General features: G+C 63.5%; 25 protein-coding genes. 9 read left to right on the forward strand and 16 right to left on the reverse strand.

The genetic code is table 11. The features are described from left to right. Window positions 1-2: 2 nt before the first annotated feature. The 3 genes from EWF95_RS11330 to EWF95_RS13620 form a co-directional block, all read right to left on the reverse strand. Complete coding sequence (locus tag EWF95_RS11330; protein ID WP_142444185.1) at window positions 3-1,556, reverse strand: hypothetical protein; 1,554 nt, start codon at window positions 1,554-1,556, stop codon at window positions 3-5. After that, the gene (locus EWF95_RS11335) at window positions 1,553-1,741 is read right to left on the reverse strand and encodes a hypothetical protein (RefSeq protein ID WP_142444186.1); all 189 of its coding nucleotides are present in this window, start codon (window positions 1,739-1,741) and stop codon (window positions 1,553-1,555) included. The genes EWF95_RS11330 and EWF95_RS11335 overlap by 4 nt, the downstream gene beginning before the upstream one ends. A gap of 156 nt (window positions 1,742-1,897) precedes the next feature. Next, window positions 1,898-2,035 carry a hypothetical protein gene (locus tag EWF95_RS13620; RefSeq protein ID WP_185911776.1) on the reverse strand — a complete coding sequence of 46 codons (138 nt, stop codon included), beginning with the start codon at window positions 2,033-2,035 and terminating at the stop codon, window positions 1,898-1,900. A 54-nt stretch (window positions 2,036-2,089) separates the two neighbouring features. On the opposite strand from EWF95_RS13620, the gene EWF95_RS11340 reads away from it, so the two are divergent. The 6 genes from EWF95_RS11340 to epsC all read left to right on the forward strand — a co-directional run bounded on the left by EWF95_RS11340 (window position 2,090) and on the right by epsC (window position 8,561). After that, the gene (locus tag EWF95_RS11340) at window positions 2,090-3,325 is read left to right on the forward strand and encodes an RNA-guided endonuclease TnpB family protein (protein WP_142444187.1); all 1,236 of its coding nucleotides are present in this window, start codon (window positions 2,090-2,092) and stop codon (window positions 3,323-3,325) included. Between the two features lie 108 nt (window positions 3,326-3,433). Then, the gene (locus EWF95_RS13705; protein ID WP_221886654.1) at window positions 3,434-4,090 is read left to right on the forward strand and encodes a hypothetical protein; all 657 of its coding nucleotides are present in this window, start codon (window positions 3,434-3,436) and stop codon (window positions 4,088-4,090) included. Between the two features lie 3 nt (window positions 4,091-4,093). Beyond that, a complete protein-coding gene (locus tag EWF95_RS11350; protein ID WP_142444188.1) occupies window positions 4,094-5,245 on the forward strand; it encodes an ATP-binding protein in 1,152 nt (383 codons plus the stop codon). Then, window positions 5,245-5,949, forward strand: coding sequence for a hypothetical protein (locus EWF95_RS11355; protein ID WP_142444189.1), 705 nt, complete (start codon window positions 5,245-5,247; stop codon window positions 5,947-5,949). Before EWF95_RS11350 ends, EWF95_RS11355 begins: the two co-directional genes overlap by 1 nt. Window positions 5,950-6,017: 68 nt before the next feature. Next, window positions 6,018-7,586, forward strand: a complete 1,569-nt coding sequence (locus EWF95_RS11360) for a serine/threonine-protein kinase (RefSeq protein ID WP_142444190.1) — start codon at window positions 6,018-6,020, stop codon at window positions 7,584-7,586. Window positions 7,587-7,688: 102 nt separating this feature from the next. Continuing rightward, window positions 7,689-8,561 (forward strand): serine O-acetyltransferase EpsC, encoded by an 873-nt coding sequence (gene epsC / locus EWF95_RS11365; protein WP_142444191.1) that lies wholly within the window; start codon window positions 7,689-7,691, stop codon window positions 8,559-8,561. A 37-nt stretch (window positions 8,562-8,598) separates the two neighbouring features. Here epsC and EWF95_RS11370 read toward each other — a convergent pair whose 3' ends face one another. The 3 genes from EWF95_RS11370 to tatC (EWF95_RS11380) all read right to left on the reverse strand — a co-directional run bounded on the left by EWF95_RS11370 (window position 8,599) and on the right by tatC (EWF95_RS11380) (window position 11,830). Next, window positions 8,599-9,330 (reverse strand): queuosine precursor transporter, encoded by a 732-nt coding sequence (locus EWF95_RS11370; RefSeq protein WP_142444192.1) that lies wholly within the window; start codon window positions 9,328-9,330, stop codon window positions 8,599-8,601. Further along, window positions 9,323-9,496: a ribbon-helix-helix domain-containing protein gene (locus EWF95_RS11375; protein WP_142444193.1), complete on the reverse strand. Its 174-nt coding sequence runs from the start codon at window positions 9,494-9,496 to the stop codon at window positions 9,323-9,325. The genes EWF95_RS11370 and EWF95_RS11375 overlap by 8 nt, the downstream gene beginning before the upstream one ends. A 132-nt stretch (window positions 9,497-9,628) precedes the next feature. Further along, window positions 9,629-11,830, reverse strand: a complete 2,202-nt coding sequence (gene tatC, locus EWF95_RS11380) for a twin-arginine translocase subunit TatC (RefSeq protein WP_142444194.1) — start codon at window positions 11,828-11,830, stop codon at window positions 9,629-9,631. A 32-nt stretch (window positions 11,831-11,862) separates the two neighbouring features. Between tatC (EWF95_RS11380) and tatC (EWF95_RS11385) the strand changes: the two genes are divergently transcribed. Continuing rightward, entirely contained in the window at window positions 11,863-12,885 is a 1,023-nt protein-coding gene (gene tatC, locus EWF95_RS11385; RefSeq protein WP_394348587.1) for a twin-arginine translocase subunit TatC, read from the forward strand. Here tatC (EWF95_RS11385) and EWF95_RS11390 read toward each other — a convergent pair. Next, window positions 12,882-14,780 carry a hybrid sensor histidine kinase/response regulator gene (locus EWF95_RS11390; protein WP_142444196.1) on the reverse strand — a complete coding sequence of 633 codons (1,899 nt, stop codon included), beginning with the start codon at window positions 14,778-14,780 and terminating at the stop codon, window positions 12,882-12,884. The genes tatC (EWF95_RS11385) and EWF95_RS11390 overlap by 4 nt on opposite strands. 91 nt (window positions 14,781-14,871) lie before the next feature. Next, window positions 14,872-15,132 carry a glutaredoxin family protein gene (locus tag EWF95_RS11395; RefSeq protein WP_142444197.1) on the reverse strand — a complete coding sequence of 87 codons (261 nt, stop codon included), beginning with the start codon at window positions 15,130-15,132 and terminating at the stop codon, window positions 14,872-14,874. A 59-nt stretch (window positions 15,133-15,191) separates the two neighbouring features. Here EWF95_RS11395 and EWF95_RS11400 point away from each other — a divergent pair, with 59 nt between their 5' ends. Continuing rightward, a complete protein-coding gene (locus EWF95_RS11400) occupies window positions 15,192-15,887 on the forward strand; it encodes a histidine phosphatase family protein (RefSeq protein ID WP_142444198.1) in 696 nt (231 codons plus the stop codon). A 10-nt stretch (window positions 15,888-15,897) separates the two neighbouring features. Here EWF95_RS11400 and EWF95_RS11405 read toward each other — a convergent pair whose 3' ends face one another. Further along, complete coding sequence (locus EWF95_RS11405) at window positions 15,898-17,268, reverse strand: geranylgeranyl reductase family protein (protein ID WP_142444199.1); 1,371 nt, start codon at window positions 17,266-17,268, stop codon at window positions 15,898-15,900. Between the two features lie 132 nt (window positions 17,269-17,400). On the opposite strand from EWF95_RS11405, the gene EWF95_RS11410 reads away from it, so the two are divergent. Continuing rightward, the gene (locus EWF95_RS11410; RefSeq protein ID WP_142444200.1) at window positions 17,401-17,613 is read left to right on the forward strand and encodes a YgaP family membrane protein; all 213 of its coding nucleotides are present in this window, start codon (window positions 17,401-17,403) and stop codon (window positions 17,611-17,613) included. Window positions 17,614-17,619: 6 nt separating this feature from the next. Here EWF95_RS11410 and EWF95_RS11415 read toward each other — a convergent pair whose 3' ends face one another. The 7 genes from EWF95_RS11415 to mobB all read right to left on the reverse strand — a co-directional run bounded on the left by EWF95_RS11415 (window position 17,620) and on the right by mobB (window position 21,069). Then, complete coding sequence (locus EWF95_RS11415) at window positions 17,620-18,015, reverse strand: hypothetical protein (RefSeq protein ID WP_142444201.1); 396 nt, start codon at window positions 18,013-18,015, stop codon at window positions 17,620-17,622. A 40-nt stretch (window positions 18,016-18,055) separates the two neighbouring features. After that, a complete protein-coding gene (locus tag EWF95_RS11420; protein ID WP_142444202.1) occupies window positions 18,056-18,280 on the reverse strand; it encodes a DUF7543 family protein in 225 nt (74 codons plus the stop codon). Window positions 18,281-18,309: 29 nt separating this feature from the next. After that, window positions 18,310-18,507, reverse strand: a complete 198-nt coding sequence (locus EWF95_RS11425; RefSeq protein WP_142444203.1) for a hypothetical protein — start codon at window positions 18,505-18,507, stop codon at window positions 18,310-18,312. Window positions 18,508-18,630: 123 nt separating this feature from the next. After that, window positions 18,631-19,371 (reverse strand): archaeal proteasome endopeptidase complex subunit alpha, encoded by a 741-nt coding sequence (psmA, locus tag EWF95_RS11430; RefSeq protein ID WP_142444204.1) that lies wholly within the window; start codon window positions 19,369-19,371, stop codon window positions 18,631-18,633. A 1-nt stretch (window position 19,372) separates the two neighbouring features. Then, window positions 19,373-19,852, reverse strand: coding sequence for an Rpp14/Pop5 family protein (locus EWF95_RS11435; RefSeq protein ID WP_142444205.1), 480 nt, complete (start codon window positions 19,850-19,852; stop codon window positions 19,373-19,375). A gap of 6 nt (window positions 19,853-19,858) precedes the next feature. Continuing rightward, window positions 19,859-20,548, reverse strand: a complete 690-nt coding sequence (locus EWF95_RS11440; RefSeq protein ID WP_142444206.1) for an RNase P subunit p30 family protein — start codon at window positions 20,546-20,548, stop codon at window positions 19,859-19,861. A gap of 50 nt (window positions 20,549-20,598) precedes the next feature. After that, window positions 20,599-21,069, reverse strand: coding sequence for a molybdopterin-guanine dinucleotide biosynthesis protein B (mobB, locus tag EWF95_RS11445; protein WP_142444207.1), 471 nt, complete (start codon window positions 21,067-21,069; stop codon window positions 20,599-20,601). Window positions 21,070-21,149: the final 80 nt, after the last annotated feature.

Genomic DNA, 21,149 nt, shown 5'->3' on the forward strand with positions numbered 1-21,149 from the left:
GGTCACCGGAACTCGAAGGCGACATCGTCGTCGATCCGAAACACCTCGCCGGCATCGTCGGCCGCAAGCCGGCTGAACGCCTGGCGAACGATATGGCGATCGTAGCCGGTTTCATCGACGGCGGCGGTAATGAGAAGCGTTTCCCGACCGATCCCCTCCAGATACCGACTTCGGATTGTCTCGACGCAGTCGGCGACAGCCTCGGCCTCCACGGCGCGCTCGAAGAGATCGGCGTTTTCGGTGACGAGTGAATCTGTCTCGTCGTAGATGAGCTCGCCGTGCTGGAGATCGATCAGACAAACGCTGACGTTGTGGCCGTAGTGTGTGCGACCCCGGTCGGCATCCCGAACGTGGCCGACGACGCGATCCGTCCAGCCGGTCGGTGAGGCGATCCCGAGCAGGTACGGGGCCGCGCTGTCGGCCGCCGCCGACCCAACGGCGTCGTCGACGATGGCGACGAGGTCGTCGACATCGGCCGGCGTGGCATCAAGGCCATCGCGGGCGTACCGCCGGAGGTGAGAGGCGACTGTCGCCTCGATCACCATCCGTGTCTCGGTGGCGAGCCCGAGGAATTTCGAGTCGGTGAGCGTATACCGGGCTGTTGGGTTGATCGGGTGGGCTGATACATCGTCGCTGTCCATATCGAGGAGGTCGGCCATGTGATCGCGTTCGTCCCGACGGCTACAGCGGCCCTCCCAGTAGCCGTCGGGAACCGACACCTGTTCGTCAGGGAGCTCGATCGTGTTGGCCTCCTGGAGGGAGGTCTCGAACCGACCGACGTAGTCCAGCTCGAAGAGCCGGGCTGTCGCCGCGGTGACAGCGTCGCCATCGGCGGTCTGAGCCGCCGTTGCGGCGTCGGCGGATTGTTTGGTGTCGACAGCGAGAGCGGCCGATCGACCGCCACCGGACGCAGCGGTTGGGTGGTCGCCGCCGGGGCCGTCAGGGTCGCTGTCCAGATCATCGAGCGCGAGATCGCCGCCCAGCGTGTCGAGCCCATGGGTTTCGGCGTAGAGAAAGACAGCCTGGCGGACGCGCTCGCGGCGTTGCTCGTAGCGGTCGAGCAGGCGGTCGATCACGTCCTGTTGGACATCGGGGTTTTCCAGCAGCGTGTCGATGTTGGCGACCGTGGAGTCGGCGTACGTCTCCAGCAGCTCGGTGACCTCGCCGTCGAGCCGCTGGATGCGCGCTTCGAGCTGAGATTCATCGAGGGTATCGAACCGCTTGAAGCGATCAAAGTCGACAACCGCCTCAAGCTCCGGCTCGATAAACTCGCCGGCGATCGATTCGGGCACCTCGCCCTCAGCGTGGAAGCTCGCCGCCAACAGCAGCCGGGCGAGCCGGAGTTCGCCGCGCAGTCGATCCTCTTCGCTGCTTGTGAGAAAGCCGTTGCACTCCTTGGTGAACTCCCAGCGAAGCTCCTCCTCGTCGCGTTTGATCGCCTCATACCGGTCGAGTCGTTCGAGCTCCGAGAGCCGCTGGAGCGCGGCGAGATCCTCCTTGAGGATGCGATCGGCGGCGTGGGTGAGCTCGGTGAGCCAGTCTTGACAGTCGGTCATGCAAACAGGGTTGGTATCGAGGCTGCCGGATCGGCGACCGGCAGCGACGGGTGGAGGGTGGCTTCTCTCGGCTCCGCCAGCGGTGTCGACGGCGAAGGGTCGACCGCTGTCGACGACGAAGAGTCGACCGCTATCGACGGCAACAAACGGGATCGAACCGACAGGCGGGTGGGTAAGATGGTCATGAGATGGTCGCCAGTCTCATAGACATACGGTTTCATCATTAATAGATTCACTGTTGCCCACAGCGAGCACAGTGGGATTCCTGTCTCGCCATCTAAACAAGTAGGGAATCTCAGCCTTCAGGCCGGGCGGGAATGCAACATGCTACTATAGAGCCGCTAATCGTCACTCTCGTCGGAATCCAACTCCCGGTGGGCGTGCAGCATCATCCCTTTCCACGTTAGCCCGTGTCGCTTCTTCGTCTCTTTCAATCGCTCATACTGATCCTCCTCTACCTCGAAATTGATGTTCGGCATACAACCCCCTATTTCACCAATACAATTAACTTTGTTTAATATATAACTAAGTGTGTGTCCGAAACGGTGACGAAAACGCTACAGGCCACGCTCGCTACACCCACTACGGGCAAAGAGCAACGCCTACAGCGACTCTTGGACACTTACCGTGACGCACTACACGACGCCTTCGACAACCGGGCGGATACAATGTCTGCGGTCAACGACATTGTGACACCCTACGACCTGCCATACCAAGCCAAAGACGCGCTCAAGAGCTATGTCCCGAAACTCCGAGACACGTACAATGCCAAGGAGATGGACGACGAGCATCCGCTTCGACTCGTTAATCGGGCGGCGACGTTCGACTATTCCGACGAGCGTGACTACGGTTTCGTGTGGCAGGTTCCACAACCCGGTCGCGGGACAAATTTCTGGATTCCGTTGCGAATCAACCCCGAACACGAATCGCTTTGGTTCGATCTCCTGAACAACGATGCCGAAGCGGGTGAGCTTCAGTTACAGCGACACCGCACGTCGTGGGAGTTACACGTTACCGTTGAGTACCCGGTGGAAGAACTGACCGACGCCGACGATCCGACGTACATCGGCTTTGACGTAGGTGAGAGCGCGTTGATTACGGGCTGTGCCCTGAAACGCGACGTACCACGGAAGCCGATGCTTGTCTATGGCAGTCGGGCACGACACCTTCGAAAAGAAATGCACACCACGCTCAAACGCCTGCAAGAGCGTGACGCCGCTGAGTGGCGGATCGACGAACGGTTCGACCACTACCAGAACGCGCTCACAGATATCGTCGAGAAGGCGTCCCGCAAAGCTGTCGAGTACGCCCAGCAGTTCGATGATCCCGTGATTGTGTTGGAAGACTTGTCGTACATCCGCGAATCGCTGGACTACGGCAAGTGGATGAACCGGCGTTTGCACAGTTGGGCGTTCGCCCGGCTACAGGGCCGGATCGAGGACAAGGCGACAGAAGCGGAGATTCGCGTCGAGTACGTCAACGCGGCCTATACGTCGCAGACGTGCCACGCCTGCAACCGCCTCGGCCGCCGCGATGAGCAAGCGGAGTTTGCGTGTCCACACGACGACTGCCACGTATCGAAGTTCCAAGCAGATATCAACGCGGCGGCGAACATCGCCAGTCGCGTCAACCCGTGGGGTGAGAGCCTGCCTTGGAAACCGGCAGGCGATGACACGCCACAGGACGGGAGCGGCCGTGACACCGCCACAGTCCACCGTGCGCCGAGCGAGCAATCCTCGCAGATGAAGCTCACGGCCTATTCGGACTGAAACCTGCCAGCTCGGATTCCTCATGCGTGGGAAGCCGCGCCGTTCACGGCGCGGAGGATGTCACAGCATGGCAAAAACCATTATACCTCGAATCCATATGGGATGATAATGGATATTCGATCGTGGGTACAGGATCGGTTCGGCACGGCCGACACGGCGACGCTGCTCGATGAGAGCGTCTACAGCCGAACTGAGCTCCGGAAGGATAAGACAAAGCTCGAACAGAGCCTCAGACAGATCGAATCTGAGATGGATAAACACGCCGAACGATACCAGAAGCTGCTCCAGAAGGGCGCGGAGGCCGACGAGTTTCGCCGCCAGCAGTACGCCCAGAAGGCCAAATTCGAGAAGAAGAAATACGAGGTGAAAAAGAAAAAACACAAGACCAACAGCATCAAGCTCGGCACCGTCATCTCCATCGAGGGGATGCGCGAGGTGTTGGCGATGCATAACGGCGACGGCGAGTCCTACGAGCTCGATCAGCTGTTCGACGACGAGCTCAACGCCCAGGAACTCCAACGAGAGGTAATGGATCAGATGGCGGAGTTCGGCCTTGAGATCGAGGATATGAAGCAGGTACAGGAGGCCCTCGACGTGGAGATCCTCGATCAGGATCTGGAGACCGGTGCCGACGAGGAGATAGAACTCATGGAGGAGATGGCCGCCGGCGACATCAACCACGAACAGGTCGATATCGACGACACCGTCGAGGTCGAACCCGACGACTTCGATGTCGACATCGAGGACAGCGAGCCAAGCCTCTAACCCATGTCGCTGAAGCGGAGTGCACAGAAGCGACATCTCGAATCCGAGTACGAACGCTACCGGAGCCACGCCGAGGCCGCCCGCGAGGAGGGCCAGCCGTCGGCGGCTGCCCGTTACTACCGGCAGTGTGTCGGCGTGCTTGAGGATCTCGCCGAGCTCGAAACCAACCCACGACTCGCCACCGAGCGCAAGGAGCTGGCCGCCAACCTAGCGACGGCGGCCGAACGGCTCGAAAGTGACGAGCCGCTTGTCGACGAGAGCGGCGGCTCCGGTGGGTCGACAACGACCACGACAGCCACCGGTGATGGCGACACACCCGGGCGGGCCGGCGAGGGCGACGACACCGGCACCGATCCGGAAACGTTTCTTGAGGAGCCGCCCGCGATGGATTTCAGCGACGTTGGCGGGATGACCGATCTGAAGGAGACGCTGAAGGATCAGGTCATCGACCCCCTGCAACGACCCGAGCTCTACGAGGAGTACGATCTCGGCGTCGTCAACGGCGTCCTCCTCCACGGGCCGCCAGGCACCGGCAAAACGTACATCACGGAGGCACTGGCCGGCGAGTTGGGGTACAACGTCGTCATCGCCCAGGCCTCCGATATCACCAGCTCGCTGGTCGGTGAGGCCGCCGACAACATGGCCGATCTGTTCGAGGTCGCCCGCAACAATCAGCCCTGTCTGCTCTTTCTCGATGAGATCGATGCCATCGCCGCCGAGCGCAGCGGGTCGACCAACAAGACGATGAGCGAAAGCCAGATGATCACGCAGTTTCTCACCGAGATGTCGGCGACAAAGGGTGAGGACGTGGTCGTCGTCAGCGCGACAAATCTGCCCGACGAGATCGATGGCGCGGCCTGGCGGCGGTTCGACGAGCGGATCGAGGTACCACCGCCGGACGCGACGGCGCGGGCGGCGATCCTCCGGGTGCACCTCCGGGATCGACCGGTCGTCACCGACGAGATCGATTGGGAGGAGATCAAGCAAGCAACCGACGGCTACGTCGCCAGCGACCTGGAGATCATCGCCTCGACAGCCGCACGCAACGCGCTGAAAGAGGCCAGAGATGCCGACTCGGTCGTCCCGATCTCTCAGGCCCATCTGACGGCCGCCATCGAAAACACCGATCCGAGTCTGGACGCGTGGGATGGCTGATGAACCGGTATCTGCTCTCCGAGCCGACGGCCGCGGATGGGGAGACGACGCGTGTGCCGATCGACTCCCGAGTCGGGATCTACCGGCGTGGCGACGGCAGCAAGGCGATCGTCGCCGAAACCGCCGACGAACAGATCGATCTTGGCGTCCGGGATGCAACCGTCTCCCGGAAGACCAACGGCCGCCCACCGGTCGCGCTGTCACCGATCTCCCGCGGGATCAGCGTCCGCAACCACGGGAGCACAAACCCGGTAACGCTCAGCACCAACCTCCGCACCCACAAGCTGACCGCCGGCGACGCCGCCGCGATCACCGACGACTGCCGGCTGACGATCGGGCTCAGCCTCACGCTGCGGGCGACAGTTGAGGGTGGGGGCGGCCGACAAGACGGTCAGGCCCGATCGGCTGGTGTCCGACCGGCCGCCCACGCCAGAACGCTGGCGAACACGCTGCGGGCCGCCAGCGACGACTCGGTTGCGGAGACCCGCGGCGTCATCAACGAGCTTCGGACGTTTCTCCAGGAACACCCACTGGAGAGCTCGGAGTATGAGGCGGTGTGTTCACAGGTCGATCGGATCGAGCAACGCCTCGAAAGCAAGGCCGGCGGGCTGCACCGCACCGAGAGCCTCGACGAGGAGTGGCAGTCGGAGCTTGCGGTGGTAAGCGATCGGGTTGAGAACATCTACGCCCGATCGGATCGGTAGCATCTACGCTCGATCGAGCCGGTAAGGCGGGGCTAACCTCTATACGAATCCAGTCCCAACAATCCGGTATGCCACCGTCGCGCCGCCCGGATGTCTCGTCCGTGGCGAGTCCACCGCGCCGGTCGTTGACCTACGATGAGCTACAGATCGTCGACCGGCTCGGGGGCGGCGGCCACGCCTCGGTCTACAAGGCTGAGGTGACGACACAGGCCGCACCGCGGGTCGTCGCGGTCAAGGAGCCAACCCACGCGGAGCGAACGCTGCCGGCGGCGACCGCCAAGGAGTTTATTCGGGAGGCCCAGACGTGGCGCAAGCTCGACACCCGCGAGCGGGAAAAACAGCTGTACACCGAGTACGAACATCTTGTCGGCGTGATCGACACCGGCGACGAGCTGCCGTGGATCGCCATGGAGTATATGGACGGCGGCTCACTCGGCGACCGGCTTTCGGCTCGGACTGATCCCTACGACATCCCCGAGCTTCGGTGGATCATCAACTGTATCGCCCGCGGCGTCGAGCTCGCCCACTACGAGGGGATCTCACATCTCGATCTCAAACCCGAGAACGTGTTGTTCCGGACGACAGATCCGGGGACATGGGATGTCGCCAAGATCGGCGACTGGGGCACCTCAACACGACCCTTGGAAGGAAGCGACGACAGCGGCGTCTCGGTCGCCTTCAGCGCGCCCGAGCAGTTCCACCCCGATCGGTTCGGCGAACCCGACTCGATGACCGACATCTACCAGGTCGGTGCGATCATCTACACCCTGGCGGTCGGCGAGCCACCACACGAGGGCAGCCAGATCGAGGTCTCTCAGGCGGTCGTCGACGGCCCGACGCCGCCGAGTGAACACCGCCCCGAGCTGCCGACCGAACTCGATCAGGTGATCGCCCGGGCGATGGCCCCCGACAAACAGGATCGGTTCAGAACCATCCGTGATCTCGCCGCCGCGATCGCCGACGTGCCGGATCCGAACGCCCAGCCAGCCGACGGCGGTCGTCCGGCCGACACCGGCGTGACGACCGATCGGGCGTCGCCGGTCGGCGGGAGCCAACCCGGAGGGATCGGTGGCCCAACAGGGCCGTCAGGGCCGACAGCCCCCAGCAGCCAGCCCGAGGAGATCGATGACACAGGGCCGACCACGGATGCGATCGGGACGGTCGAGCTTCCGCCATCGAACCAGCCGCTGGAGGTCATCGCCGGCGACGAGGGGTACCTTGTCCGGGAGTACCGCCGTGATCCACGCGAGGCAACGGTGTTTTCACGCCACGACCGGCGGATGATGGCGATGCGGACAGCCTCAAAACGGTTGACAAGGGAGTATCATCCCTGTACGCTGCGCTGGGATACCGCCGACAGCGTCGGCGACATCTACTGGAACGAGCATTTCGAATCGCTGCGGGTCGAATACAGCGACTTCCTGTCGTCGTGGCTCGTCGTCCCGGCGAACGGCCGGTTTGCCTTCGCCTCGGCACCGAGCGCAAAACAGGCCTACAAGGAAGGCAAGCAGATCCAACAGGAGTACGACTTTCGGGAGCTTGAGGTCTGTTCACGCGACGGCGAGGTCGAAAAGGTCGTCGAACACCGGTTCCTCCGCCACTCGCTGACGAAATCCGGCGTGAAGTTCAACCGGTAGCCCGAGAGGGAGGCGACAGCTGTCGGAACCGCCGACCCCCTTGTGTTCGATCGGCACACCAACGCGAGGCACTAAAGGTCTCGGAGAGCCAGGTATCCGATAATGGAGTACACCTACACCGGAACCGCCCACGAGGCGTTGGTCGACGCCTACTCGGCCGACGACGAGCGGTTCCGAACCGGCCAGCGGTCGGCGTTTCCCGAGCGGGAGGCAACGATCGAGGAGATCGGCATCCTCCGGCGGCTGCTGTTTCCGGGCTGTTGGAACGGCTCCGATCTCGTTGGCGACGCCGAGGCGGTCAAAGCGACGCTCGATCGGTTAGGCCAACAGTTCTGTCATGGGATCCAACCGTACGCAAACCAGTGTTTGGCGACGGTCGTCACCAACGTCCTCGATCAGCTGCCGGCGATCCGGGAGCTGCTCAAACGCGATGTTGAAGCCGCCTACAAGGGTGATCCGGCCGCCCAGAGCTACGTCGAGATCATCCGGGCGTATCCGGGCTTTCATGCGACGATGGTACACCGTGTTGCGCATGCGATCTACGAGGAAGGCGAGGGCGTCTACGCCCGCGAGCTCTCGGAGGCCGCCAAATCCGTCAGCGGGATCGACATCCATCCCGGCGCGGAGCTCGGCGAATACTTCTTTATCGATCACGGCAGCGGCGTCGTCATCGGCGAAACCGCCGAGGTCGGCGACTGGGCCCGCATCTACCAGGAAGTCACGCTTGGCGCGCTCCACTTCGAGGAGGACGAAAACGACGAACACGCCCTCAAAAAGGGGTACAAACGCCATCCGACGATCGGCGACAACGTTGTTCTCGGCGCGGGGAGTAAGCTACTCGGTCCGATCACCATCGGCGACCACGTCAGCATCGAGGCTAACGCGTGGGTGACCGACGACGTGCCGGATCACACGACCGTCTTCATCAAACACCCTGAACAGGAGCGGAAAACGCGGCCCCCGGAACAGGGGTAGCGCGAAGCGAGCTCCGGGCCAGCGGCGTCGTCGCCGGTCAGTTGCCGAACGCGCCGGGGTCGGGTTTCGAGCTGGCGCGGCCGACCAGCCGAACGACGAGATAGACGACCGGCGTATCGAGCAGGGCGATCAGCAGTTTCAGCAGGTATTGGCCGACGATGAGCCCGATAAGCGCGTTCGTCGGCAACGCCGGCCCGATCCCGAGCAGCGTCGGCGAGAGATAGAAGGCGATCCCGACGAAGATCACCGTATCGATGGCCTGACTGCTTGCCGTCGAGGCGATGTTTCGGAGCCAAAGCTGGCTGCGGCCGGTGAGATCGCGGATTGTGTGGAAGACGAACACATCCCAGTTTTGGCTGACGAGATACGCCACGAGACTCCCCAGGACGATGTTGACGCTGGGGGCGAGGGCGGCCTCAAACGTCGTCGCGAACTCCGGGTTTGCGCCCGGCGCGCGGAGCGTCGAAAACACCAACAGCAACACGACGAAGTTGAGCGCGAAGCCGACGTTGACCATGAGCTGGGCCGGTCGCCGGCCGTAGAGCTCCGAGTAGCAGTCGGAGGCAAAAAACGTCAGCGCGTAGGCGAGTGCCGCCCCCGGAAGCGTGATCGAGGCCGCAACGACCGGCAGCTCGACCGGCAGCGGCAGCTCCAGCAGTTTGCTTGCGGTCAGTTGGGCGGTCACCAGAGCGGTGACAAATAGCCCGAGCAGGACGACCTGGCCGATCGCCTGCCGATCGCTGTCTCCGGGGATGGCGTAGCTACTCATCGTCGATCCGCCCCTGTCGTTGGTCGATCTCATCGAGCTGATCCAGCGTTTTTCTGATCGACGCCCGCACGGCTTCGCTGCGGTTGACGAACTTCCCGTCCTCGCCGACGTGGGCGTCGAGATCCGCAAGGAGTTCCTCGGGCACCTCTACGCTTATCTTGGTCATCGTCAGCGAATACTGAGAGAATATATTTGAACCCTTCTACTCGGTGTCGGGGTTGCGGGCTACCGCTGGGCGGTCGATAGCGGTGGTAACACACTGGTCGGCGGTCGATAGTGACAACGACAACACTAGCCGCTAGCTGACGATATCAGCCGGCGGCGCGAGGTTCCGCCGGCCGCCACCCGTCACCAGGAACAACACGAGCAGGCCAACGCCGTAGGCCGCCATCAGCGGCACCGTCACAAGGAACATCGTCACGATATCAGCCGGCGTCATGAGCGCGCCGACGGTGAGCATGCCGACGGTGACCTCCCGCCAGCGCGTTCGCATCGCCTGATACGGGATCCCGGCCCGATTGAGTAGGAGCATCACGATCGGCACGTCGGCCAACAGCCCGATCCCGACGGTCGTGAAGATAATCAACCAGAAGAAGTCGTTGATCCGGTAGGTGAGCAGCATGTTGTAGGCCCGGGCGTCGGCAACGAGATACGAGATGATCGCCGGGGCGATATAGAAGTAGCCGAGAACAAAGCCGCCGAGCAGGCCGGCGGTCAACGAGCCAACCCACAGGAAGATCACCGATTGGCGGCCGCGCACCGCACCGAGTTCCCGCAGGGCGGGCCAGGCGTAGTAGGCGACCATCGGCACCACGGCGACAACCCCGGCGAGCACCGAGAACTTTACCATGAACAGCAGGGCCTCAACTGGGTGGAGCGTGATGATCTCTAAGGCGTTTTCGCCGACAAGCTCCGGCGGCAATCGACTCAAAAAGTTTTCACGAACCGCCCCAAGCCCGCCGATGTAGAACCAGGTGAACGTTCCTGCCAACACGACCATGAATGTCGCCACCAGCCGGAAGGATTTTGATCGTAAGCTGCCGGCGACAAAGGCGATATCCTTGTAGTAGCCGCCGATGTCGTCGGCATCCTGCTCGCCGTCGGTGAGTTCGCTGAGGAAGGAATCGCCGGCGCGGCTGGCACGGTCGCCGAGACCGGGTTCGCCGTCGTCGCCCGCATCATCGCCGCCGTCAGCGTTGTCGGCGTCCTGTGCTGCCTGTCGGGCTTCCGCCGTTTCGTCGAACCGATCGAGGATCGCCTGGGCTTTGGCCTCGTCGCCGTCGTCGATGGCCGCGCTGGCATACCCCATCGCCTCCTCCTCAGTGAGTTCGATAAACGCTTCGGGCGGGGCGGCCTCGATCCCGGCGGCATCCAGCGTCGCCAGATCGATCGCGGTCGGATCGCCGAATTTGCCGTCGGGATCGACCTCAAGCCCGGAGTAGATCAGGTACGCAAGGCCGCCGACCGCAAGCAGCACCGAAACGACGCCACCGTAGATCGCCATCGCCGTCTGGGGATCGACGCCGAGACCCTCTCCAAGCGGGAGAACCCGGTACCGGCTGTCGATCAGCGGATACGATAACACGGCGTTGACCGCGCTGCGGCCGCCGTAGCTGTAGAACGCGTACGGCAGGATCGCGCCGACGACCGCGAGCCCGGCGAGGACGTTCCAGTGGCTCCGAAGTGTCGCCCGGAGATCGATCTGGTCGCTGCCGCGTTTGGTCGTGACGATCACCTTCGCCAGATAGAGGCTCAGCCCGTAGAGGATGACCAGCGGGATCGCCCACATGATCTGGGTGAACGGATCGGGCGGCGAGAAGACAGCCCCGAAGACGAAGATGCCGACGACGGCGTGTCGCCACTTGTCGCGGAACGTCTCATACTGGACGATCTCGGTGTACGAGAGGCCGGTGATTGCCAGCGGCATCTGCGCCGCGAGGCCGAACGACAACGTCAACAGCACGATAAACTGCGTCCACAGGACGATCGAATACCGCGGCGCGAAGCCGGCCTCGAAGCCGAACTCCGCGAGGAAGCTGAACATCACGGGGAAGAACACGGCATAGCCGTAGGCCGCGCCGCCGACAAACAGCGCGGCCGAAAAGCCGACGATCGTGGCGAGTTTCCAGCGGGCGGCGGGTAACGACCGCCAGAAGCCGCGCCGCTTGAGCGCGTCACGAGAGAAATACAGAAACACTGGGAGCGCGACGATGAGGCCGACAACAAGGCCGATCTTCGCCTGCAACAGGATCACGTCAAACGGCGTTTGGGCGATGATCTCGAAGCTCTCGCCGACCTCCGCCCGCATCCGGGATTCGGTGACCGAACGCAAGAAATCCCAGATGTAGAGCCGGAGGGCGTAGAAGGTGCCCAGAAAGCCGATCAGAAATACGATAAAGACCTTCTGGAGATCCTTCTGTGCCGACCGCAACATCGCCCGCCCGGTCGCGGTCGCTTCGCCGAGGGCGCGCTGGGTGTCGTCGTCGAGCGCGCTTGCCATACGAGTACGGAATCGGCTCAGCGGTATCAACGTTGTCTCTCAGCGCGCACCCGATCGGGGCTGCTGGTTGGATGACAACCGACGACCCCCCAGCCGAATCCGAAAAGGCATATACCCACAGGGAAGCGTTTGTTACTCGTATGGCCAAGCCGCCAGACGGGGGCGACAACCCAGCCGACCGCGATGAGCCACCAACAGCAGGTGGTGAACCGTCAGCTGCCGATACGGCGACACCACCAGATGTGACAGCCGACGGCGGTACCGGTAGCTCGGTCGCGGCCGATCAGCCAGCAGCCCCAGCCGGCGACAGCGTCGAGGAGGGCCTCGCCGGCGAGGGGCCGGCCACCGATGAGGAGATGCCGCTGGCCGACCACATCGAGGAGATGATGCGCAGGCTTGGGGTTGTCTTCCTCATCGCCGGGATCGCGCTGGCGGTCACCTACCCGTTTGCCGGCGATCTCGTCAACTATCTCTGGTCGGTACATATCCCCGAACCGGTGGCCAACCGCCCCCGACTGTACGGGCCGCTTGAGTTTATCCTCACGAAGCTCAAGGTCGCCGGGCTTGCCGGCCTCGTGATCGGCCTCCCGATGTTTGTCTACCAGACCTACCGGTTCATGCGCCCAGGGCTGTATCCCACAGAGCGACGCTACTACCTCGCGGCGGTGCCGACCAGCCTCGTGTTGGGCACATTCGGGGTGCTGTTCGCCCACTTTGCCGTCCTCCCGTTTGTCTTTGCGTACTTTACGACCTACACCGCCGAGGCCGCCGCCGTCGCCTTTGGTCTCCAAGAGACGTTCAATCTGATCTTGGTGCTCATGGGCTGGATGGCGATCATCTTCCAGATCCCGCTTTTCATCATGTTGGCGATCATGATGAACCTCGTCACCCGGCAGTGGTTGGAGGCCAAGCGTCTGATCTTCTGGGGATCGTTCCTCGGGATCGCGTTTCTCTTCAGCCCCGATCCGACCGGGATGGCCCCGATCATCGTCGCGCTCACGATGGTCGTGCTCTTTGAGGGAACCCTCGCGTTGCTGCGGTGGACGGGGAACTAGCGGTCGACAAAATCGACGCCGGTGATCTCGAAGCGCGCGCCGCCGCCCTCGCTGTCGACGACGCCGATCTCCCAGCCGTGGGCTTCGACGATCTCGCGGACGATCGCCAACCCGAATCCCGTGCCGTCGGTCTCCGTCGAGTAGCCGGTTTCGAAGATCCGCTCGCGGTCGTCGGCTGGGATCCCGGGGCCATCGTCGGCGATATAAAACCCTGACTCGGTCGTCCCGACGGTGATCGAAACATCGCTGTCGCCGTGCTCAACGCTGTTGCGGAACAGGTTTTCGAAGACATCGGCCAGCCGGCTGCGGTCGGCCCGAATGATGGCGTCGGATCGACAGTCGATCGTGGCGTCGGCGGTTGCGACCGTCCCCCAACACTGGGCGACGAGATCAGCAAGGGCGACAGCTTCAGTCTCACCGACCGTTTGGCCCTGTCGGGCCAACACGAGCGCGTCGTCGATCAGCTCCTCCATCCGTGTCAACGCGCGATCGATGATCTCCAGCTGCTCGCTGTCACACTCCTCGGCGGCGAGCTTCAGTCGCCCGCTGGCAACGTTGATCGGATTGCGGATGTCATGGGAGACAACGCTGGCAAACTGATCGAGGCGATCCCGCTGGCGGGTCAGTTCGTCCTCGCGGGCTTTGAGCCGCTGGAGTTGGTCGATCCGCCCAAAGGCCTCGGTGACGGTGTCGGCCCACAGCTGGACGCGCTCGGCGTCGGCGTCGCTGAACGCCGCCGGCTCCGTCGAACCGATGTTCAACAGGGCGTACTCCCCAAGCGGGACGATCAGCTCGCTGCTGATCGGCGTCTCCGCATTGGCGCGGTCGGAGTGGTCGGCCATCGAATCGATCCGTCTGGTCGTTCCCTCCTCGAAGGCTGTCCACGACAGCGACTCCTTGGCCGGCGAGTAGATCGGCGGCTCATCGATCAGCGTTTGGCCGCGTTCGGTCTGGGCAACCGGTTCGAGCTGGTCGTCGGTCGCCAGCCAGATCCCAGCAGTATCAAAATCAAAGGCGGATTCGAGGCCGTCGATGACGATGTCGGCCGCCGATTCCGGTGTCGTTGCCTCTAGCAGCCGCCGGGTCGTTCGCTGGAGCCCTTCAAGCGTATCGCTGTACCGCGCCAGTTGGCGTTCGCTCTCCTTGAGAGCGGTCACGTCGGTGATAAATCCCTCAAAGATCCCCTCGCCGTCCTCGATGGCGACCCGCTGGCCGTGCTCGTTGACCCACTTCTCGTCGCCGTCGGCGGTCAGAATCCGGTAGGTCAGCTCGAAGGTATCACCGGTTTCGAGCTGTGAGTCGACTGCGTCCCGAACATACGCACGATCGTCAGGGTGGATGATATCTGACCCCCAGGTGACCTCGCCAGCGACGATGGCGTCGGCCGGGTAGCCGATCAGCGACTCGCAGTTGCCACCGATAAAATCGGTGTCCCACTCGGAGGTCTCCCGGGTTCGGTAGACGACCCCTGGCAGCGTCTCGACGAGCGTCTCAAACTGGCGGCTGTAGGCCTGTCGTTCGACCGCGTTGGTGACCCGTTTAGCCAAGACGGCGGGGCTGTCGGTGAGATCGGCTTTCGGGATGTAGTCGGTGACGCCGGCGGCGATCGCCTCGCTGGCGACCGATTCGTTCCCCTGGGCGGTCAACAGGATGACCGGCAGATCGGGGTGGCGGCGTTGTACCGCCGCAAGGAGTTCGAGGCCATCCATCTTGGGCATCTCGTAGTCGGCGAGGAGACAGTCGAACTCCTCGTCGGCAAGCGTTTGCAGTGCCGCAACCGGATCGGCCTCGGTGACGACCGTAAACGGCTCGTCGTGTTCCGCGAGATAAGCGGTGACGACCTCACCGTACTCCGGGCGATCATCGACATGTAGCACCCGAATCGGACGAAACATCAACTACCTATCCGTTCCGACAGCATCCACATAAATTAGATCGTAAGGTATCTGACCTGTTATTTCGATATGTGTTTGCTATCGTTCCAGCTTATTCGTCAACCGCCTTGAGAATCGCCGCCAACTCATCGGTGTCGACAGTGTAGGTGAATTCGAGTTCGTCGTCGATGTAGACGACCGGCACGCGCTCGCCGTACTCCGCCTCTAACTCAGGGTCGTCGTCGATCTGGATCTCCTCGATGTCGACGCTGATCCCCGTCTCCTCGCTGACCGACTCGATTCGCTGGAGGGCGACCCCACAGAGATGGCAGTTTTCGCGGCTGTAAACCGTGATATCGACTGGTTCGGCCATAGCGGTCGTTGGCGACGCGGGTGGGCAAACGTTACGACTCATCCGCGAGAGGGGTCGGTATGGGAACGCTGGTAGTGGTGCGGCACGGCGAAACGATGTGGAACCGCCAACAGCGGGTACAGGGGTGGGCAGCGGTCGGCCTCACCGACCGGGGCCACCGACAAGCCGCCGCGCTTGCCGACGCGGTCGCAGACAGCTACGCGGTCGACCGGGTCGTGAGTTCCGATCTCCGGCGGACGCTGGAGACCGCCCGACCGCTCGCTCGCGCTGTCGACTGCGAGCCGACGACTGACCGCCGCTGGCGGGAGCGAGATTTCGGGGTGCTGCAAGGCCTCAGCTACGGCGAACTATTTCTCGGTCACCCCGAGTTCACGCTCACCGAGGTCGGCTACGCCGCCGCCCAAGCGACCCCCGAGCGCGGCGAGAGCCTGCTCGACCAGCGCGAGCGCGTGCTCGATGCCGCAACCGATCTCGTTGCCGATATCGGCACCGACGAAACTGTTGTCGTGGTTACCCACGGCGGGCCGCTGTATCTGCTGCTCGGGTGGATCAAAGACCTCGACATCGTGGCGACGATCATGGAGCAAGAACAGGGTAACTGCGCGCTCAACGAACTCGCGGTCGACGATGACGGGACGCTCACCGTCGAGCGCGAAAACGACACCGAACACGTCGATAGCGACGTTGACGACGATGCCGACAGCGACGTTGACGACGATACTGCCAGCGACATCACCGACGACAAAAACGAGTAACAGCGGCGACTCAGTATTTCGGCTCCGCGCCGGTAACCTCGTAGACCGTCTCCATCAGTTCGTCGCGCTGGCGTTGCCACCCTTCCAACCCGTCAGGGCTGGTCGGATACCGCTTGTAGTGATCGATCACCTGTTCGGCGACCTGTTTGACCTTGTAGAAATCGAGGATCTGCCGCCAGTAGCCGAAGCTTTTGATCGCCGTCTGGGCCGCCAGCAGCGGCCCCATCGACGTTTTGCCGTCGTAGAGAGCTTCCGCCAGCTTCTCGCCCGGCAGGGCGGCGAGCAACCCCATCAGGTCGTCGACATCGACGGCCGTCGAGAGGATGTTGTACACGTCGAGACCGGCGTACCGCGCGCCGAAGTGTTCCATCACGCGCTCGTTGTAGTGCCAGAGGGCTTCCTCGCTCACGTCGCCCGCCTCGATGGCGTCGATCGCCTGCTCGGCGGCGTACTGGCCGGCGTAGGCCGCGCCCGCGATCCCACCGCCGGTCGTCGGATTGACGTGGGCCGCGGCGTCGCCGACGGCCATGTAGCCGGGGGCGACCGCCGAATCGTAGGTACGCCGTGTCGGGAGGGCCGCGCCGAGTTTGTCGGTGACTTCGGCGTTTTCGAACTCCTCACGATCCCGCAAATCGCCTTTGAGATCGTCGATCATCTGCATCGGCTCCTCGTTCATCTGGAAGCCCAGTCCGGCATTGATCTCCGTCGACGTACGCGGGAAATACCAGAGGTAGCCAGCGGCGCGTTGGGTCGGTTTGAAGACGAGGGCGTCGTCCCACTCGACTTCCTCGTCGACCTCGACGATCTCCCGATAGGCCGAACAGAACTGCGAGTACCGAACGTTGGTGTCGAAGGTTGCGTCCTCGAAGTCGGCTTTGTCCTGGAGCAGCGACAGTGCGCCCGCGCCGTCGATGACGACCTCGGCGTCGTACTCGACGGGGTCGCCCTGATGTTTGCCAACAACGCCGGTCACCTGGCCGTCATCGGTCTGTGTCACGTCGTTGACGACGGTGTCGTAGTGGAGCTCCGCGCCGGCCTCCTCGGCTCCTTCGATCAGTAGCTTGCCGTATTTGAGGCGGTCGATGACGGCGAGTTCGCCCGGCACCGGGATCTCCAAGACGGTGTCGTGGCTCGGGATCTCGAAGCGGCCGTGATCGACGCCCGTGTTCGTGAATGCGGGTTCGATCTTGGATTTCGGGATCGCACTCGGGAACTTGTCGGCACCTTTCAGCGCGTCGCCACAGGCGATATGGCCAGCCTCCTCGGCGTCCTTTCGCTCGATGATGACGGCATCAAGGCCCGCGTTGGCGAGCGTCGCCGCCGCATAGCAGCCGGAGGTGCCGGCCCCGACGATGGCAACGTCGTACTCGTAGGTGGTCATTGCCATGAGTGAACACCCGAGGGCGAAAACTCTTTATTTTGGTGCGGCACCCACCGCCGGCCAGCATTGGGTCACTACAATCATCGGCTGAGTCAACGGGCGATACAAGTACAGCGAACCCGTGTCGGCTGTATGGAACTCGATACAAACGTTGGCGGAACCGACCGCCTGCTTCGTGGGCTTGGAGCCGTACTGTTATCGATCGTTGCTGTCCGCGCGCTCACCGCCGGCAAGCGGACGAGCGGGCTGCTCGCCGCCATCGGCGCGGTTGGACTGGGATTCAACGCGACGACCTGTTTCTGCGGGCTCAACGCCGCCCTCGGGATCGACTCCACCGAGGAGTAGGAGGGGTTAGATCGTGACGGCCCAGGCTCGGTAGTCGTCGGGATAACCGAACGCCTGCTGAAAGACGACATCGAAAAAGACCGCCAGCCGATCGGCGTCTGAGTGTGTTGTAATCCGGACGTGCGTTCCGTCTGCCTCTTCGGGGCGTTCGAGCTCGTCGATCCGGAAGTCGGGATACTCGCCGAGTAACTCTTTCAGGCGGTCGAGTTCGGTGTCGGTACAGTCAAGCGCGACAGTTTCGCCGCCGAACTGGATCCACGGCACCAGTTCGTCGTCGCTGTCGGGTGGTGTTTCGTCGGGTTCGAGCGTACAGAACTCGCTGCCGCGCTCGCGGTGGGCGTCAACGGTCGCCGCGAACAGCTCCCGGCGGGCGGTGGCCTCGCTGGCGTCGAATCGAGTCATATCCCCAGCGACGACAGCGACGCCGAAAACGATTCGGGAGTCAGGCCGGGGCGTCATCCTGCCAGTCGGTGACCAACTCCTCAGCGGCCGCGCGGCTCTCGACGGTCTCGTAGGCGTAGGCTCGTCCGTCGTCGGCCTGATGAAGCTGGTCGTATCGAACCGCAAACTGGCCGTCGGCGCGCTCGCGGAGCCGGATCGTCGCGTGGCCATCGGCGCGCTCCCACTCGGTGAGCTCGTCGGTGTCGGTTGTCCGCTCGTAGTCCATACCGGCCGGACGGTGGGACGGCACTTGCCTCACTCGGTTTGCGATGCGACGACGCGCTCGCCGGCGTCTGCGACGGCCGTCCGGATCGTCGTCCCACAGCGGGGACAGATCGGGTATCCCAGCCGATCGTAGTCGGCGATCTCCTTGGGACAGACGGCACAGGTCGGGCAGGCAACAGGATAGAGCCACTCGAAGTCCATACCCCCGAGTTCCGCAACCGGGCTCATTAGTAATCGCCGCCTACTGCTCGCTGTCGGATGGTTTGGCAGGATTCAGATGGAATACGGCGTCGACAACGAGAACCAGGGAGAACGAGAACCGGGGAAAACGAGCGGCCAGACTGCGATCGACTACTCCTCGTCGTCAGCCAGCAGGCCGTGTTCGGCGAGGACATCGTCGAGTTCGTCGAGGGAATACTGGTGGTACTGCTCGGTGTCGGCATCGATCGTTGCCAACCCGAGGCCAGCAGCCTCAAGCCCGTCCTCGGTGACCGACGCCAGCGCGCGAAGCGCGAGTTCGATCCCCTCATCAAGCGAGAGATCCGGCTCGTAGTGCTCCTCAAAGTAGTCCTGAATGTCGTCGCGGCTCTCGCCGATGGCGAGGGCCTCCCACTCGTAGGGCGTTCCCGAGGGGTCGGTCTCGAAAAGGCGCGGCTCGCCGTTTTCGATCCCGCCGACGACGAGGGCGACGCCAAAGGGACGGGCCCCGCCGACCTGCGTGTATCGCTGGATGTAGTCGGTGACCGTCTTTGTGAGCGTCTCGACGCCCATCACCTCGCCGAACCGGAGGCGGTTGACCTGCGCCTGCCGGCGGGCGAAATCGATCAGCTGGCGGGCGTCGGCAACGTGGCCCGCCGAGGCCATCCCAACGTGGTCGTCAGCCTTGTGGAGTTTTTCGACGCTGGAGGGCTCCAAGAGCGGCGAGTGGCTCTGTTTGTCGGCGAGCAACACGACGCCTTCCGGGGTTCGGACGCCGATCGATGCCGAGCCGCGTTTGACGGCTTCGCGGGCGTATTCGACTTGGTAGAGCCGGCCGTCCGGCGAGAAGATCGTGGTGCCACGGTCGTAGGCCTGCTGTTGTTGTCCCTGCATACTAGTGGAAATCGAGTTCCGTCGCCGCCACGAACCCCTCAGGCAGCGAGATCTCGGCGACATCGTCACGGCAAATCGCCGGCCGTTGGTCGTCCGCAAACGCGACGGAATCCTCTGTCGAATCTGGGCTCCGGCCGCGTAAATAGCTTTCTTCACAGGCACGCACCGTCCCCGAAATCCCGCGAACGACGAGCCCGATCGGCTGGTGGTCGACGCTGTCGATACAGGCAAGCGCGGCGCGGGCGGCGGCCGTCTCCTCGCGGCGAGCGCGGACGATCGCCTCACCGATACCATCAGCGTACTCGAAGCCAAACACTGTCAGGTCGGCATCGGCACTCCCAACATCGCCGAGGAGGTTGCCGGCGGCATACCACAGCGCGCGCTGGAACGCGCCGCGGTCGATGTCGGCGTCGGGGGCGGCCTCGATCTCAACGGCGAGATACCGCCATCGCGGACGGATATGTTTTGGAAGGTGTTTCATGGTAACTCAGGGCTCATAGCGGCCACGACGAACGCCGGGTTCGATGAAGCGGTCGTCGGCGCGCTCGCGGTTGCGGGCGGCGATCTCACCCCACGCTTCGAGGCCGGCCGTGATCTGGTCGGCCGTAAAGCCGATCTGTTCGCCGACCGCCCGCAGCTCGCGTGGGGCGCGAAGCTGGCGGTGGGAGTCGGCGTTCACGCTGACGACGAAGGGGGCGTCATACTGCTCGACGAGCTCACGAAGCTTGCGAAGCCCCTGGAGGGCTTGGACGCGTGGGCCACCGCTCGCCCGCAACACCGGCCCGAAATCGAACTCAACGTGGACGCTGTGGGTTGCTGCGGCGCGGGCAAGAACATGGTTAAAATCGCCGTCACCGGCCATCGGACGGGTCAACACGTCGACACGGTCGGTCTCGACGGCGTATCTGTTCAGCGCGTCGGTGCCGCCACGAACCAGCAGGACGGAACACTCCGAGCGGTGGTTGCCGACCGCCCCCGCCGCGGATTCGGGATCGGCGGCGTCAACCTCGATCCCGCGGACGACATCGATCCCGTAGCGGTCGCTGATCGCGTCGACGTCGAACTCGGCTTCGCGGGTGCGGACGACAAGCCCGTCGTAGCCGTAGTCGGTGGCCGTCCGCGCCTGCCGGCTGACGGTGCTGTCACCCGCAGGATAGGCCGCGACCGCCTCGTACATGCGCCCCAGTTGGCGGCTGTGTGGTTTGGGCGTTCCGGTCGTCGCCGCGGTCACGCCGAGTCGGCATCGACAAGCGTTCCCTCGATCATCGCGGTCGCAAGGGACGAGACATCGAAGGCCGCCGGCGGGCCCCGAGCGATGATCGGCGGAGCGGCCGGCCGATCGCCGACAACGAGTTTCGGGTACGGCGCGTTGTGATACCCCTCGATGAGCACGTAGTCGTAGCCGGCCGCCCGGAGGTCGTCGACGGTCGATTTCAACAGGGCGACCTCGCTGTCGGCGGCGTCCTTTCCACCGGGGGTGATCTCGAAGCGAAGGGAGGGCGTCAGCCCAACGACCGTGTCGGCTCCGGCGGTGCGGTGGCGGTGGGTGTCCTTGCCGGGCGTGTCGATCTCGATGTCGTGGTGGATGGATTTGATCGTCCCGACCCGCCCGGAATCGGCGAGTTCGGCGACCAGCGATTCGATCAGCGTCGTCTTGCCGGCATCGCTGGGGCCGACGATACAGAGCGGCGGGTGCATACCGACGGTGAGGGTGGGAGTCGCAAAACCCCTGTGGCGATAGCGGCGACCGATCGCTGGCTCTCAGCCCTGAGAGTCGG

Source organism: Halonotius roseus (assembly GCF_006861655.1).
GTDB lineage: Archaea > Halobacteriota > Halobacteria > Halobacteriales > Haloferacaceae > Halonotius > Halonotius roseus.